This is a genomic window from Chloroflexota bacterium, assembly GCA_034717495.1.
Lineage (GTDB): Bacteria > Chloroflexota > Anaerolineae > JAAEKA01 > JAAEKA01 > JAYELL01.
This window is the reverse complement of sequence record JAYELL010000021.1, coordinates 1-12119: the sequence shown is the minus strand read 5'-3', so window position 1 is coordinate 12119 and position 12119 is coordinate 1. Positions and strand designations below refer to the sequence as shown.

9 protein-coding genes are annotated in these 12119 nt (G+C 60.3%); 4 read left to right on the top strand and 5 right to left on the bottom strand.

The genetic code is table 11. From position 1 onward, the window contains the following. Nucleotides 1-172 precede the first annotated feature (172 nt). The 4 genes from U9R25_04565 to U9R25_04550 form a co-directional block, all read right to left on the bottom strand. Nucleotides 173-3643 (bottom strand): BTAD domain-containing putative transcriptional regulator, encoded by a 3471-nt coding sequence (locus U9R25_04565; GenBank protein MEA3335159.1) that lies wholly within the window; start codon nucleotides 3641-3643, stop codon nucleotides 173-175. 146 nt (nucleotides 3644-3789) lie between these two features. Beyond that, a complete protein-coding gene (locus tag U9R25_04560) occupies nucleotides 3790-4617 on the bottom strand; it encodes a creatininase family protein (protein MEA3335158.1) in 828 nt (275 codons plus the stop codon). Nucleotides 4618-4694: 77 nt separating this feature from the next. Further along, complete coding sequence (locus tag U9R25_04555; GenBank protein MEA3335157.1) at nucleotides 4695-5894, bottom strand: AGE family epimerase/isomerase; 1200 nt, start codon at nucleotides 5892-5894, stop codon at nucleotides 4695-4697. A gap of 389 nt (nucleotides 5895-6283) precedes the next feature. Then, nucleotides 6284-6598 (bottom strand): hypothetical protein, encoded by a 315-nt coding sequence (locus U9R25_04550; protein MEA3335156.1) that lies wholly within the window; start codon nucleotides 6596-6598, stop codon nucleotides 6284-6286. Between the two features lie 615 nt (nucleotides 6599-7213). Here U9R25_04550 and U9R25_04545 point away from each other — a divergent pair. Genes U9R25_04545 through U9R25_04530 form a run of 4 tightly spaced genes read left to right on the top strand, consistent with a single transcriptional unit; the run spans nucleotide 7214 to nucleotide 11785 of the window. Continuing rightward, the gene (locus U9R25_04545; protein ID MEA3335155.1) at nucleotides 7214-8242 is read left to right on the top strand and encodes a BMP family protein; all 1029 of its coding nucleotides are present in this window, start codon (nucleotides 7214-7216) and stop codon (nucleotides 8240-8242) included. A gap of 11 nt (nucleotides 8243-8253) precedes the next feature. Then, on the top strand, nucleotides 8254-9804 hold the full coding sequence (locus U9R25_04540) for an ABC transporter ATP-binding protein (protein ID MEA3335154.1): 1551 nt from the start codon (nucleotides 8254-8256) through the stop codon (nucleotides 9802-9804). Beyond that, nucleotides 9797-10843: an ABC transporter permease gene (locus U9R25_04535; GenBank protein ID MEA3335153.1), complete on the top strand. Its 1047-nt coding sequence runs from the start codon at nucleotides 9797-9799 to the stop codon at nucleotides 10841-10843. Before U9R25_04540 ends, U9R25_04535 begins: the two co-directional genes overlap by 8 nt. 3 nt (nucleotides 10844-10846) lie before the next feature. Next, the gene (locus tag U9R25_04530) at nucleotides 10847-11785 is read left to right on the top strand and encodes an ABC transporter permease (GenBank protein MEA3335152.1); all 939 of its coding nucleotides are present in this window, start codon (nucleotides 10847-10849) and stop codon (nucleotides 11783-11785) included. A 35-nt stretch (nucleotides 11786-11820) separates the two neighbouring features. On the opposite strand, the gene U9R25_04525 is transcribed toward U9R25_04530, so the two are convergent. Beyond that, nucleotides 11821-12119, bottom strand: a 299-nt coding sequence (locus U9R25_04525; GenBank protein MEA3335151.1) for a tyrosine-type recombinase/integrase, incomplete at its 5' end; no start/stop codon positions are given.

Here is a 12119-nt window from a genome sequence, read left to right as displayed (position 1 = left end):
ATCGGATTACCGATTACCGGTCACGGATTACCTGAAGCGGTATTCGGTGTTCGGTGATCCGATCGGATTCGACGCAGTTCCGGATCGGATTACCGATTACCGGTCACGGATTACCTGAAGCGGTATTCGGTATTCGGTGATCCGATCGGATTCGACGCGGTTCTGGATCGGATTACCGGCTGACTCCCAGCCGGGTCATTATCTCTTCCGCCTCGGCGCGCATTGACTGCCCCCGGCCACTATCGCCTGAAACCAGTTCGTAGCGCGCCCATTCCCAGAGGGTCTGCGCCCGCTCGGCCTGGGAGTCCATCTCGGTGAAGATCTCCAGGCTGCGGGAAAAACAGGCTGGCGCGTCCAGCTTTTCATCTCCGAGCTGAAAGGGTTCCTGGCTGCGGGCAGCCACGTTGCCCAGGCAACGCCAGGCCGCGCCCAGGTCCTCCCGGCGGCCCGTTTCCCGGGCCAACTGCAACGCCGTGATGGCAGCCATTCTTGCTGCCTCCAGATCGCCCAGGCCCAGGCGGGCCTCGGTTAGAAAATAATGGGTCAGCGACAGGCCCATCCAGCCTTTCGATTCGCCAAGCACGATCACCTTTTCCAGGGCATTCATAGCGGCCCGGTAGCGCCCCAGGCCTACCCAGGCACCGCCCAGATGCATGAGATAGAGGATCTCACCATCCTGGTCGCCCAGCTCCCGGGCGATGACCAGAGCCTCCTGGTAATAGCTGGCTGCCATGGGAAAATCGGCGCGCAAGAGGGCGGTGTTGCCCAGGTTGCCCAACATGCGGCCCAGCCAGCGGCGATCGTCCAGCTCCCGGAACAGGGCCAGCGCCCGCTCCTTGGCTCCGATGCCCTGATCGTACTGGCCCTGCATGTCCCAGATGGCGGCCAGCACGTTCAAGCTGCGGGCCATCAACCGCCGGTCATCCAGGTCGGTGGCCAGGTCCAACGCCTTCTGGCCCAGTACCAGTGCCTCTTTGCCGTTGCCGAGCATGTAGTGGGCCCAGCTCTGCATCAACAGTGCCGTCGCCAGATCATGTTCAGCCTGTGCTGCACGTGCGGCCTTTTCAGCCAGGAGTGCGCTCTCCAACGACCTGGCGTGCTCGCCCAGGCGATCCTGCACAGTGCTCAGACGGATCCAGGCCTGCGCTTTTTCCGGGGTGCCTTCGGGCGCCGCTTCCTCCATAGCCACGAAGGCTTCCTGGGCCTCGTCGTAGCGTGCCTGCTGCAGTAGCGTCTGTCCCAGGCCGTCGCAAAGGCGCACCTTCCGGTTCCCGTGATCCACATGATCCTCCTCCCCCGCGAGCAAGTCCAGGGCCTGGTAATAATAGTCGATGGCCTCCTGCACCGCGTAGAGACGCCGGGCCCGCTCGCCAGCCTCGAAATAGTAGCGCATGGCTTTAGATCGATTGCCGGCCCGGGTGAAATGGTAGGCCAGGCGCGGCGCGATGAGTTCGGTCCGGCTGCCGTAGAGTGTCTCCAGTGCTGCGCCTATCTCGCCATGCAGCATAGCACGTCGAATAGGGGTCAGGCTATCATAAAGATACTGGCGAAAGAGGACATGACGGAAGAGAAACTGGTAGATCGATTGGCCGCCTACCTGCTCCATCCCTCCTTCAGTTACCAGCCCATGGCGCTTTCCCAGGAGGTCGGAAAGTATCTCAACCGTATCTGGCAAATCGATCTTGCGGACCATGGACAGTGTTTGCGCCGAAAAGCGCTCCCCCTCTACCGATGCCAGCGTGAGCAGTTCCCGGGCGCTCTCAGGCAGATGCCCGATGCGTTCCTCGATCACCCCCTCCACCCGGGCCGGTAACGTCTTCCAGTCCAGCGATGAATCCTCGATCCAGCAGTCCTTTTCATCCTGAATCAATTGGCCGCTCCCCCGAAGATGGACCAGTAGCTCGGTTGTGAACAGGGGATGTCCCAGGGTGCGCTGGTAAAGGGCTTCACGGAAGGATCCGTCCAGGTGATTGGGTGTCTGGTCAACCAGGGCGTCGACGAAGAGGCGCCCATCTTCCTGCGCTGTTTTCTGCAGGTCGAGCCAGATATCGCCGTATAGTCGTTTGAACTCGGCCAGGGGGCCCTGTAAGGGGTGCGGGATCCCGTTGCGGTCCCGGGCTACCACCTCTGGCCGGTAGGTTCCTACCAGCAGCACCGGGCAGTCGCCCAGGCGGCGGGCCAGGTGAAACAGCAGGTTGACAGAAGCTGGATCGGCCCATTGCAGGTCATCCAATCCCACGATCAAGGGTTGACGGGCTGACAGTTTTCGCAGCACGTTGGTGTACTGCTGATGCAGATGCTGTTGCCGTGCATCCGGAAGCGATTCCCTGTGTCTCTGAATGATATGTTCCAGTTGAGATGACTGGGGCCAGCGGCCCGCGGAGGCCATGTTCAGATGGGCCAGCATCTGGTCTCCTGGCACGAACGTCTCCAGTAGCTCCGGACCGTGCTGCATCAGGATTTCGCCCATTTCGGGCAGCAAAGACCAGACACGCCGGGCGTGATCGGTACTCATGGCACCCACCGACCATTGGGCTCTCAGCTCACCGCAGAGGGCGGCCAAAACATCCCGGAAGGGCAGATAAGGGTCCCCTGGATCGCTGTAAGTACAGGTGCCCAGGGTAGAAATCAGGTCGGGCCGTTTGTCCATGGCCTGTCGGGTGAACTCGGAAAGCAGCGTCGTCTTGCCTCGACCGGTACCACCAGTGATGAAGACCAGACGGCTCTCACCCATCAGCGCCTGGTCCAGGTGGTTGTGCAGCCACGCCAGCTCCTGTTCGAACTCGACGAAGCTGTGTCCGGGCCTGGATGGCGGCTCGGTCTCTTCCCGCAAAAACTCGGGATAGCGAAGTGCGGTTGGTGTCGCGCGGCGGGTGGGACCGATCTCCCTGGCGCGGACGCGCTGATAGAGAGCTGTCGTGCTCGGGTGGGGGCTGGCGTTCAGCTCGGCTTCAAGCAGGCGTTTGCATTCTTCGTATTGGCGCAAGGCTGCAGCCTGCTGTCCAGCCAGGGCATACAGAATTATCAACTGGCGGTGGGCTGGCTCGTGCAGGGGGTCCAGGGAAAGCCAATGGCGGGCATAGGGAATGGCTGCCTCATAGTCCTGTAGTTGGCTGCGCCATCGTGCCAGTTGCTCCAGGGCCGTAGCCAGATCCCCGCGCAGGTCTTCGCTTTCAAAGAAGCGCCAGGACTCGAAGTCGGGGCAATCGGGCAGGGTAAAACCGGCCAAAAAGTCGCCCTGGTAAAGCTCAGCGGCCGAAACCAGGCGGTCCAAACATTCGGGACAAGGGGCTCCAGCCAGGTGTTCATGCAGAGTCACATGTTCAAGCAACTGGCGGAACTGGCTTACATCGGTCCGGAATTCGGCACTGGGATCCAGGGCAATGGTTTCCCGGCTGCTCTGCAAGCGATGGGCGCCAATGCTCTTGCGCAGCACCGACAGCGTATAACGAAGCGAATTGCGGGCGTGGGTGTGGTCTGATTCAGGCCAGAAGAGCAGGGCCAGGTGCTCACGGCTGTGGGCGGTGTTGGACGCGGCCAGGTAGGCCAGCAGAGCGGTGGCCTTGCGGGTAGCTGGTTCCGCCAGAACGCCGTCCAGCTCGATGCGGGGAGCGCCGAGCAGGTAGAGATTGAGACCTGACATAGTGATCGCTTAAGGTGTTGACGAGGACCATTGACGGACGATTTTCACAGTCACCATCGTTTGTTGAAGTTTACCCGATGAAAGTGGGCTTGTCAACCATTGTGTGGCAAACAGGGTGCAGACATCGGGAGTCACTTTTGACCTCGTCATTCCTGCTGACCGGTATCGCCGGTCCAGAAGGGTGGCGCTGTCGGATTGGATTTTTTCTGCAGGAATTCGCGCACCAGTTCGGGTGTAACCCCATCGGCCTTCACGGCCCGGATGAGGTCAACCAGGGATGCCACCGTGTGTTCGAGGAATTTGCGTCCTGTCTCCGCGGAGGCCTGGCTGGCATCGCCCACATACATGAATGGATACTGGCTGAACCAGTCTGCCTGGGTATAGGCGCCGGTTTCCTGGAGCTGGCGGAGGCGGGCCAGGTTGCTGAAAGGCTTCGGGGGCACCTGATCCATCTTGACCAGGTCTTCGGCGATGTGCAGCATCACACTTGTCTCCCACTCGCAGGCGTGGCCGATTTCCTTGGTTTGCAGCAGGGCATCGCCATCGGGCATGGGTGGCAGGTCGGCATAATAGACGGCGTAGGTTTTGTCTCTTTCGGGCAGCGTCTGGACGAAAAAGGGCAGGAAGTGTCGATTGCCGCCATGCCCGCTGAGCAGGATGATCCTGGTCAAACCGTTCCTGGCCATTTCATCGCACACGTTTTCCAACAGGGCCAGGATCAGGTCGCGTCCAATGGCTACCGAGCCGGGCAGGTGGGCCGACTCGATATTGGTGCCAAAGGGATAGGCCGGGAAGATGACTACCGGTTCCTGTTCGGCGACACGGCAGGCCAGCCAGTGGGCCGTGATCATATCGGTGCCCAGTGGCAGGTGGGATGCGTGGGGTTCGATGACCCCGACGGGGATGATGCCCACACCCTGGCAGGCTTCGACCGCGTCAACAAATTCCAGCGAAGTTAGAGTCTCCCATTGCATGGAGAGGCATCCTTTCCGGTTCTGCCATTAACAATTAGCCACAGAGCCCCGCAGCGAAGCGGAGTGGAATTCACCAATTAGCCATTGACCAGCATTTGCCAACAGACCAGTTGCATGCGGGGCAGATGGAAGGGACCCTTCCAGAGGTTGCCCTTCAGGGGCACCGAAACGCTGCCATCCCGGTGTAGATAGCCGAACCACTCGCCATGTTCGCGATCGGGGAAGTGGGCATAGGCCCAGTCGTGGATCATCTGGTGCCAGCGGGCATATTTCTGGTCACCCGTCATCTGATAAGCCATCAGCGTGGCAATAATGGCTTCATTCTGAGGCCACCAGAACTTCATGTCCTGCCAGTACTCCTGGACCGGCAGTCCTTTGACGTCGCGGAAGTAGATTATGCCGCCATATTGTTGGTCCCACCCCCACTGCCACATCCAATCGAGGATGGTCGTGCCCAGCTGGATCAGGTGGGGATCGTTGCCGCGGTATTTGGCTTCGGTCAGAATGAACCACGAAGCCTCGATGGCATGACCCGGGTTGAGCAAACGGCCGTCGAAGTGCTCGATGAACTCACCATTGGGCCCCACAGTTTCCAGCACCGCCTCGAACTCAGGTTTCATGAAGTCGCGCTCGATCTCGGCAATGCTCTGATCGATCCAGGTTTGGTAGAGCGCAGGGTCTTCGACGGCGTCCCGCATGATCTGAGATGTGGCGATCATGATCATGGGAACGGCCATGCCTTTCGCTGGCCTCACATCGGTATTAAACTTGGGCGGAAGCAGTCCGGGTGTGGTCAGGTAACGGGCGATCAGGTCGAACAGGTCGATCGCTTCCTGCCTGGCCTGTTCGTCGCCTGTTGCTTTGGCATAGGCCGCCAGAGCAGCAACGCCAAAGGCCTCTGTGAAGATATACCGGCGTTTGCGCACGGGCCGGCCATCGCGGGTGACATGGAAAAACATCCGGCCATCGCCGTCGAAGCCGTAACGCCGAATGAAGTCGAGGCCATGTTTGGCCAGGGCAAGCCACTCCTCGCGCGGCTCTACCTGGGAATAGAGGGTCGATAGCAGCCAGGTAAAACGGCCGTGTTGCCAGAGGCCCTTGTCGGTATCGATCACCGTGCCATCGCGGTCGAGCGCGCAGAAAAAGCCGCCAACCTCGCGATCAACACAGTGTTCGATCCAGAAGGGCAAGGTGTTATGCAGCAGGCCGTCGCGATACAAGGTAATCAGTTCATCGATTCGATGCAGGAACATAGGGGATTGTTGGTTCTCTGTCATGATTCGTTGGCGCATCATCTTACCACAATTCGCTCTGGAAGTGTATTAATCCCTCGTGGCCGCAGCAGAATCAGCTCATTGGACTCAATGGTTGCAGCCATCGCGCTCCACGGCGACCTCCATCTTGTCACGCGCAATGTGGACGATTTTGGGAATACCGGGGTCAATACGATCAATCCGTGGGATCAGACTGTTTCCCCCTGAGAGCACAGGTCCTCGAAACAACTCAAGGCCGGCCACTGCTTGCACACCTCAAAAGCCAGTCCCCTCAGCAGGTCGGGAATCAACGCGCAATGTGCTCAATGACCTGACCATTGAGCACATTGCGGTATTATTTTTACCCCCCTTTCTATTTGGTTTTTGCCGTCAGCCACTGGGGCCGTTCGGTGCTACTGGTCCAGGCGGTCTCGCCAGTAGGCCTCGTACTTGGCCCAGCAGTCCATTTGGTGCTGCGAAATGCTGGGATAGGCCTCGGCCAGGCGGGCGGTCTCGGCCGGAGCAATGTTCTGCTCAGCCTCGGCCAGGCGGTCTCGCCAGTAGGCCTCATACTTGGCCCAGCAGTCCATTTGGTGCTGCGAAATGCTGGGGAATGCCTCGTCGGTCGGCTCGTCCCCGAGCATGGCGGTGCTTCCGGCATGGACCATGCTGCTGACCATCAGAACCAACAGCGCTGCCAACAGTAGTGCGATAGGTAGCCGTTTCATCGTAAACCTCCTCGAAGGGTTCTCCGTCCATTGGTTTTTCTTGATCGTTGGCCTCAGCATAGCAGATGGCCGTAAGTGGGACGTAACAAGAACGTAAAATTAACGCAATCGCGGAAATATCGGTTGAAAGGTCTTTGACTGGTTCACGGAGGGATTTGATACGCCTGACATGATCGATGCCAGGACGCTGCTGGACGAATTGTCTTGATGTGTTTTCCAACACAGTGGCAGCCAAGGAAGACTTTCAAACATCCGTCAACTCCGCCGGGGATTTTTCGATGCCGTGCAATTCCTGACCGCCGGGGACAGCACGGTTCTCGAACCGGGCATGGTCTTCACGGTCGAGCCCAGTATCTTCATTCCCCGCCATCCCGGTGCGTGCGTGGAGGATGTCGTATGTGGTAAGAGAAGATGGTGGGGAGGCTCCCACCGGTGGCTACCAATCTCTCCGCGTTGTCGCCTGATCGGTACGAGAGTACATGGCCTTGATGCGCTATGCCCAGGCGCACAAAGTGGTGACATCCCCGTTTAACGTCCATTGACAGTCTGATCCCTGTGGTGTATATTTAGGCGAACTGTACACTCTTTTCCCCCGTTTCTACAAGGAGAGTTCCCATGTCAAAGCGAAGCGTCCTCCCATTCCTGCTCATTGTAATCGCTGCGTTGGTGCTGGGCGCGTGTGTGGCGCCGGCACCGGTTACCACCGCGCCTGAGGCCGCACCCGATGCCGCCTCCGAGGCGGAATTCAAGCTGGCCTCCATCTTCCCCGGTGTGATTACCGACGCCGACTACAACACCCTGGGCTACCTCGGCACCACTGAGGCGGGAAAGAATCTCGGCATCGAGACCGCCTACTCGGAAAGCGTGCCTGTGCCCGACGTGGAGCGGGTGATGCGGGAGTATATCGACGACGGCTACAACATCATCTTCACCCACGGCGGCCAGTTCTTCAGCCAGACTCTGGGCATGGCCGAGGAATTTCCCGAGGTCTACTTCATCGCGGAGGGGGACGCACCGGCCCAGGACCCGCCGCCCAACGTGTGGGTTATCGACCGCAACTTTCATGTGGGATTCTATGGCCTGGGTGCGCTGGCGGCTCAGTTGACGGAAACCGGCAAGGTCGGCTATCTTGGCGGCCTTACCCTGCCCTTTTCCTACGCCGAGGTACATGCCATGAACCAGGCCGTCGATGATCTGGGCCTGGACGTGGAGATCAAGCCGGTCTGGGTGGGTGATTTCAATGATCCCACCAAGGCCCGCGAGCTGGGCGACGCCATGGTTGCCGAAGATGTAGATGTGCTGGTGGGTAGTCTGAACCTGGGCATGCTGGGTGTCTTCGAATCGGCCAAGAATGCATCCGACCAGGTCTGGGTCACCGCCAAGTACTCCGATAAGTCCAGCTTCGCGCCCGACAACTATGTCACCGCTTTGCTCTACGACTTCGCTGTGCCGTTGACGGCTATTGTAGGCAACATCATGGAGGGCGAGATCGGCGGCTACTATCCGCTGGGATTCGACACCGGTGTTTCCCTGCAAGCCCCCAGCCACGTATCGGACGAGATACTCGCGAAGATGCATGAGATCACGGAGGCATTGATCAGCGGCGAGATCGAGGTTATCAAGAACACCGATGCGATCGAATAAGCTGACCGGCAATGAATGACACTGCCCTGCTTCGCCTGGAGGATATCAACAAATCCTTCGGCCCTGTCCACGCGCTCAAGGATGTCGATCTGAGCCTCCAGGCGAAGGAACTCCATGGACTTGTGGGCGGCAATGGGGCTGGCAAGACCACCTTGATGAACGTCCTCTACGGCCTTTACAAGCCCGACTCGGGGTCGATCACCCTGCGCGGCCAGTCCGTCGATATCCATTCGCCCAAGAACGCCATCGACTACGGCATCGGTATGGTGCACCAGCACTTCCTGCAGGTGAATGAATTTACCGTGGCTGAGAACGTCGTGCTGGGAACGCACCTGCCCAATCGACCCACCATGGACCTCTCTGCGGCCGAACAGCAGATTCGTGACCTTTCCGATCACTTCGGCTTGAATGTGGAGCCTGGCGCCCGCATCGAGGATCTGCCCATGGGGATCAGGCAGCGGGTCGAGATACTCAAGGCGCTCTACCGCGGCGTCGACCTGCTCATCCTGGATGAGCCTACCACCCACCTGACACCCCAGGAGGTGGGACACCTGTTCCAGTCGCTGAAGCTGATGGTGGGCGAGGGCATGAGCGTTGTGTTCATCACCCACAAGCTGCGGGAGGTGATGAGCGTCTGCCACACGATCTCCGTGCTGCGGGACGGGCAACGCATCTTCACACGGCCTCGCGACGACGTCAGCGAGGAGATGATTGTGCGTAGCATGGTGGGCGCCGACGTCGCGCTGGAGAAGAGCCTGCTCTTCTCCGCTGCCGTGGAGGCAGATCGAGGAATCGCTCCGAACGCGCAGTTGATCCTGGACGTAGACGGATTGAGGGTCGACGGAGAAGCGGGACCGCTGGTTGACGACCTGTCCCTGGCAGTGCACGCGGGGGAGATCCTGGGCATCGCAGGGGTGGCGGGCAACGGCCAGCAGGAGTTGCTGGAGGCTATCCTGGGTATCCGTACAGCCGCGGCAGGCAGCGTGCAACTCGACGGCCAGGATATCAGCGCCGGGTCCACCGCCGGGCGCCTGGGCCTGGGCATCGCCTACGTACCCCAGGACCGGCAGCAGGATGGTTTCTTGCCCACGGCCAATGTGGCCCAGAACCTGATCCTGGGCTCGCAGCGCCGGCCCCCCTACAGCAATCGACGGGGTTTTCTCAACTGGTCGTCCATCTACGAAACGGCCCGCGACCTGATCGCCGAGTACAGTATCCGCGCCCAGGGCCCCAAGGAAACGGCGGCTAACCTGTCGGGCGGCAACATCCAGCGAGTGATGCTGGCGCGAGCCTTTTCCCGGCCCCTGCGGCTGCTGATCGCGCACAATCCGACCAGCGGGCTCGACATCCCCTCGGTGGAGTCCATCTACTCGCGCATCCTGGAACAGAAGGAACAGGGTGTGGCCACGCTGCTGGTGTCCGAGGATATGGACGAATTGCTGCTGCTGTCTGACCGCATCGCTGTCGTCTTCCGGGGAAAGATCGCCGGCATCCTGGAGCGGGCTGCCTTCGATCGCTACGAGATCGGCCGTTTGATGAGCGGAGTGCAGGCCGATGCATGAGACACAGGCACTACCACAGCAATCCCCGCTGGCCAACGCGGCGCGTACCCTCGTTCCCTATGTCGTAGCGGTACTGGCCGCATTTGCCGCGGTAGGCATTCTGTTGGCTCTGATGGGCTTCGATGTGCTGCAGGCCTATTCGACCATTCTGTTCACCTCCTTTCGCACCCCCAACGGTTTCGTCCAGACCCTCATCAAGTGGGTGCCGCTGGTGTTGCAGGCATTTGCCTTCACCATACCGCTGGCCGCTGGCAAGTTCAACATCGGCGGCGAGGGGCAGATGATCGTGGGTGGAATCGGCGCGGCCGCAGTGGGCATCCTCTTCTTCGATCTGCCGCTGCCCCTGCTCCTGCCCCTGGTCTTGCTGGCAGGCATGATTTTTGGCGCCCTGTGGGTGTTGGGACCGGCCTGGCTGCTCTTCCGCTTCGGCATCAACGAGATCCTGACCACGGTGCTGATGAACTTCGTGGCCTTCCAGTTGATCGACTTCGTGGCCACGCAGATATGGCCCGATCCCGTGGCCGGCCATCCCACGACCGTTCCCATCGGGGTCGGCGGGGAGTTGCCCCTGTTGTTGTCCCGGCCACCGCTGCATAGTGGCATCCTCATCGCCATCCTCGTGTCCGTCCTGGTCTATCTCTACACCGACCACACCTCGGCCGGCTACGAACTGATCGCCACGGGCGCCAACCCCAGGGCCTCGCGCGTCTTCGGCATCAGCGTGCGCCAGATGTTCTTCACCTCGCTGTTGTTGGGCGGTGCCATTGCAGGGCTGGCCGGCGCTATCGAGGTGGCGGGCGTGCACGGACGCCTGATCGAGGGCTTTCACTCCAACTTCCTGCTGCTGGGAATCATCATCGGCCTGATTGCCAAGGGCAACAACGCGGCTGTACCCTTCGTGGCCCTGTTCATCGCCATACTGGAGGTGGGCGCCAGCGCCATGCAGCGCACCATGGCCATCCCCGGAGAGATGGTATTCATCGTCGAGGCCCTGATCCTGATCTTTGTGCTGTTGACCGACGTGGTGAGGAGACGATAGCCGATGGCTGACACACCGCTGATTAATCTGGCCAGCCTGGTCATGCTGGCGGTAGTGCCCTATCTGTTGGCCAGCCAGGGCACCATGCTGGCCGGCCGCACCGGCCTGTTCATCGTGTCCCAGGAGGGCATCATGCTGGTGGGCGCGTCGGTCGGTTTTCTGGGCGCCTACCTGTTCGATAGCCTTGCGGTTGGTATGGCGCTGGCTATGCTGGCAGGCGGGCTGTTTGGCCTGGCCCTGGCTTATTTCACCACTGATCTCAAGATGGACCAGTTCGTCATCGGGCTGGCACTCTTCTTCCTCGGATTGGGGCTATCCAGCCTGCTCTTCAAGGTGGTCGTGGGCGTCACCCTGAAGCCTCCCATCATTCCAACCCTCCAACGGCTGCCGATCCCCCTGTTGAGCAACATCCCGGTACTCGGCCCCATCCTGTTCAACCAGAACATCCTGGTCTATTTCAGCGTTGTGCTCTCCCTCTTTCTCTACTACCTTCTTTACAGGACCAGTATCGGCCTCTCGCTGCGCGCGGTGGGAGAGAATCCCAAGGCTGCCGACAGCCTGGGCGTGAACGTGAGACGCTACCGCTACAGCACTGCTGTGATCGGTTGCATGTTGATGGGACTGGCCGGCGCCTATCTACCCATGGTCTATACCGGCACCTACACCGACGGCATCGTGCGCGGCCGCGGCTGGCTTGCCATCGCTTTGACCTTCTTCGGCGGCTGGACTCCCCAGGGCATTCTACTGGGCTCCTTTTTCTTCGCTATCGTCGATATCCTGGCGCTGCGGCTGCAGGTAACCGACATCGGCATACCCCACCAGTTCCTGCGCATGCTGCCCTACCTGGCCACCATCGTTGTCATGATCTTCGCCTTCCGCCGCGTCCGGGCACCCGCCTTCCTGGGCCAAAACTACGACCGGGAGAGCAGAACCGCGTCGTGAGTAGTGGGTGGTGCCAGGCAACCCCCTGCTGTGGGTCAATCCAGGGGGCTGCGGACGGCCAGGCCTGCCCGGTTGAGCACATGGGTGTAGATCATGGTGGTCTTGACATCTTTGTGGCCCAGGAGTTCCTGAACGGTGCGAATATCGTAGCCGTTTTCCAGCAGGTGGGTGGCGAAGGAGTGGCGGAAGACGTGGCAGGTGACGCGCTTGTCGATGCCGGCTAGTTGGGTGGCTTTTTTGACAGCTTTTTGCAGGTTGTTCTCGTGGATGTGGTGGCGGCGCTTGACGCCGCTGCGCGGGTCGATGGAGAGGCGAGAGGAGGGAAAGACATATT

Coding starts and splice junctions, on each gene's coding strand:
- U9R25_04545 (MEA3335155.1), top strand. CDS start 7,214: ATGTCAAAGCGAAGCGTCCTCCCATTCCTGCTCATTGTAATCGCTGCG.
- U9R25_04550 (MEA3335156.1), bottom strand. CDS start 6,598: ATGAAACGGCTACCTATCGCACTACTGTTGGCAGCGCTGTTGGTTCTG.
- U9R25_04535 (MEA3335153.1), top strand. CDS start 9,797: ATGCATGAGACACAGGCACTACCACAGCAATCCCCGCTGGCCAACGCG.
- U9R25_04555 (MEA3335157.1), bottom strand. CDS start 5,894: ATGACAGAGAACCAACAATCCCCTATGTTCCTGCATCGAATCGATGAA.
- U9R25_04560 (MEA3335158.1), bottom strand. CDS start 4,617: ATGCAATGGGAGACTCTAACTTCGCTGGAATTTGTTGACGCGGTCGAA.
- U9R25_04565 (MEA3335159.1), bottom strand. CDS start 3,643: ATGTCAGGTCTCAATCTCTACCTGCTCGGCGCTCCCCGCATCGAGCTG.
- U9R25_04530 (MEA3335152.1), top strand. CDS start 10,847: ATGGCTGACACACCGCTGATTAATCTGGCCAGCCTGGTCATGCTGGCG.
- U9R25_04540 (MEA3335154.1), top strand. CDS start 8,254: ATGAATGACACTGCCCTGCTTCGCCTGGAGGATATCAACAAATCCTTC.